General features: G+C 47.5%; 2 protein-coding genes. Both read right to left on the reverse strand.

Going from position 1 to position 2434, the window contains the following annotated elements:
- Nucleotides 1-23: 23 nt before the first annotated feature.
- The gene (locus tag DDR33_RS02330; protein WP_109414130.1) at nucleotides 24-665 is read right to left on the reverse strand and encodes a thiamine phosphate synthase; all 642 of its coding nucleotides are present in this window, start codon (nucleotides 663-665) and stop codon (nucleotides 24-26) included.
- A 110-nt stretch (nucleotides 666-775) separates the two neighbouring features.
- Nucleotides 776-2428 carry an alkaline phosphatase PafA gene (gene pafA, locus DDR33_RS02335; protein WP_109414193.1) on the reverse strand — a complete coding sequence of 551 codons (1653 nt, stop codon included), beginning with the start codon at nucleotides 2426-2428 and terminating at the stop codon, nucleotides 776-778.
- Between the last annotated feature and the right edge of the window lie 6 nt (nucleotides 2429-2434).

A 2434-nucleotide genomic window follows, 5' to 3' on the forward strand; every position in this document is an offset into this window, starting at 1 on the left:
CTTTTCTCCTTTGTTCCAGGCTTTTATCTTTTGATGGTTTTCCTGTACATCTCCCTGAGCGCTTTTGTAGGGTCATCTGCATGGTTGATGGCAGCAGAAACGGCGATACCATAGATCCCTGTACCGAGCAATGCTTCTGTATCGCCGATGGTAATTCCCCCCACGGCGAGGAGCGGGATCGGAATCCCCTCTTTCTGCATCACTTCTGTTATTGCCTTGTAGCCCTCTACGCCAAGAAGGGGATAGTCATTTGGCTTGGTATAAGTTACGGTAAAGGGCCCGCATCCGATGTAATCGACTGCCCCGCTTTCCGCAATCCTGCGGATATCAGCAATGGTATTAGCGGATGCTCCGAGGGTTTTGTCTTCTCCTATTGCTGTACGAATAGCTCTGAAGTCAGCCTGCATGTCTTCTATGTGTACCCCCTGTATATCGGCTTTATCGAGCAGGTGATAATGATCGGTAATGATTAAAGTAGTACCCCAGTCGTCACATATTGCGGCAATTTCATTCACTTCATCCAGCAGTTCGTGGTCATCTTTAGAAAGGCAGCGGTACTGGATCCAGTTTGCCCCGGCTTCACAGGCAAGTAACGCCTGCTGAACATGAGTTCTGCCAGGAAGGTCTTGTGTTAGGTAATGGAAATTTGAGATGTATTTTTTCATAAACCAGTTATCATCAGCAGATTAAGGCCAGCAGCTTTTTGAATAAATAATATTCAAAAGCTACCGGCCCTCAACGTTCGCTTAAAACTTATCACTTAAAACTTACTGCTTTACTTCAGCGCTTCATTAACCGGCTGGCCTATCGCGCCATTGGGCGTTTGTATATGAAGCAGAGCTGATATGGTCGGGGCGATATCCGTCATGTTAACAGGGCGGGCTGTACTTCCGTGTTTAATGCCCCATCCCATCAGTACAAATGGAATATGTGCGTCATAGGGATTCCATGTACCATGGTTGGTGCCGGTAGGCGATCCGCTGAAATATCCGGGTTGAGTAACGATCTGGATTACCCCGCTGTGTTCGCGGCTGTAGCCGTTGATAATGCGTCGTTTCAGCGGTTCCGGAACAGTGGATTCTTCTACCTTATCCATGTCGACGGCAAAAGCTACGTCATCCCGGCTTCTGAGATATTTCACACAGGCTGCTCTGATCGCCGCTTCATCCAGTTTGTTTTTAGCGATCAGGCGGTTGTCTAGACTAACCTGGTAGTTTGACAGGCTGATCACAAGTTTGTCTTCATTAAACTCCTTTGCTAATACTGCATTGAGATCCTTAAGCACCTGGGAGGAAGGAAATATGCCTGCCGGGATTTTATTGTCCGTGAGGAAGGTTGGATTATGAGCCGCTCCATGGTCTGCCGTCAGGAACACCGTGTATTTTCCGGCGCCTATTTTTGTATCCAGGTAACTTAAAAATGCCGACAGATCCCTGTCGAGTCTCAGATAAGTGTCTTCTACCTCTATGGCGTTTGGCCCGAAACGATGTCCCATATAGTCAGTAGATGAAAAGCTGACGGCAAGGAAATCGGTTACTTCCCCCTGCCCCATTTTTTCGTTTTCTACTGCCGCCTTTGCTACATCAAATGTAAGGGTATTTCCGTAAGGGGTAGTTCTGATAATGCCAAAGTCCTGCTTAGCCATAGTGGAAGTGAGTACTGGAAATACAGGCGCATCTGTTCCGCTGAACTTTCCTTCGTAACGCATATTATCGCCGGTACTTTGTATGTACGTGGAAATAGGATATAATGTATTCCAATTCTGTTTCAGGTATTTTTCAGGCAGCCTTTGAGCATTGAGTTTATCCAGCCAGGCCGGCAATTGTTTCATGTAATAAGTGCTGCTGATCCAGTTGCCTGTTTTATCATCAAACCAGTAAGCAGCGTTGGCAGTGTGTCCCGCAGGGAGGATTCCGCCCCTGTCTTTGATCGCGATGCCGATAACCCTCGACCGGAAGTTGGTGGCAAGTCTGAGCTCGTCTGTTACCGTACTTGTTTTGAGGTTTCTGGGAGACATCTTTCCCGCATCAGACGTACTTCCCAGTGTCTGTGCCGTAGAGTCTTCCGTACAGTAAATCGATCTTCCTGTCTTCTGGTCAATAAAGTCGTTTCCGGCAATGCCGTGGATGGCCGGAACAGAGCCTGTATAAACTGACGAATGCCCGATGGCCGTCACGGTTGGAATATAGTCAATATTGGTATTCTCACAGGTGAAACCCTGGCTTAAAAGACGTTTAAACCCGCCTTCTGAATAGCGGTCGTAATAGCGGTACAGGTAATCCCATCTCATCTGGTCAACTACGATACCCACTACCAGTTTAGGCCGCGGAACCGCGGCGGATACTGCCGGTTTTTTCGGTTGAGCTACTGAAACACTGTTCAGTGCTGCAAATGCGATTGTAACAAGAAATGTGTGTTTTATCTTCATGACTGG

It is taken from the genome of Pararcticibacter amylolyticus, from assembly GCF_003130405.1.
GTDB classification, from domain to species: Bacteria; Bacteroidota; Bacteroidia; order Sphingobacteriales; family Sphingobacteriaceae; genus Arcticibacter; species Arcticibacter amylolyticus.